Origin of the sequence: Okeania hirsuta (assembly GCF_003838195.1) — a bacterium.
GTDB classification, from domain to species: domain Bacteria; phylum Cyanobacteriota; class Cyanobacteriia; order Cyanobacteriales; family Microcoleaceae; genus Okeania; species Okeania hirsuta.
Window position 1 is genome coordinate 1 of the sequence record NZ_RCBY01000664.1, and the last position, 723, is coordinate 723.

Genomic DNA, 723 nt, shown 5'->3' on the forward strand with positions numbered 1-723 from the left:
TCCTCCGTCGTTATTTATTTTATAACTGTTCAACCGGACATGATATTACACCAACAGACATAATATTAATCAGTGATCGCTGATTGTATTCCGGTCTCTCACGGCCAGTTTTGCTGGCAATTTTCCAGACCACTTAACATATATTGGCATGAATGTCAAAATAAATTTTGTCGTATTAACACTCTTGATCGACTTCTGTAAAATTAGCTATACTGGCGAAGAATAAAATTTTAAGGAAACACAAGGAAACAACTGAATGGTTGCAACACCCGTCCAAATTAAACACGAAGTTAAAGACCAGTCCCTAGCTCCTCTAGGAAAACAAAGAATCGAGTGGGCAGGCCGAGAAATGCCTGTTCTACGCCAAATTCAAGAACGCTTCGCCAAAGAAAAGCCATTAAGCGGAATTAAATTAGCAGCTTGCTGTCATGTGACAACCGAAACTGCTCATTTAGCGATCGCTCTCAAAAATGCTGGTGCTGATGCTGTATTAATTGCCAGTATAGCTAATTTTACAGAAGTCGATCAAGAGTGTTAATACGACAAAATTTATTTTGACATTCATGCCAATATATGTTAAGTGGTCTGGAAAATTGCCAGCAAAACTGGCCGTGAGAGACCGGAATACAATCAGCGATCACTGATTAATATTATGTCTGTTGGTGTAATATCATGTCCGGTTGAACAGTTATAAAATAAATAACGACGGAGGAGTCAGTCCTC

Annotated in this window: 1 pseudogene; it reads left to right on the forward strand. The window is 38.9% G+C overall.

Annotated elements, in window-relative coordinates:
- Positions 1–256: 256 nt before the first annotated feature.
- Positions 257–526: pseudogene (locus D5R40_RS33560) on the forward strand (adenosylhomocysteinase); the annotation flags it as partial.
- Positions 527–723 lie beyond the last annotated feature (197 nt).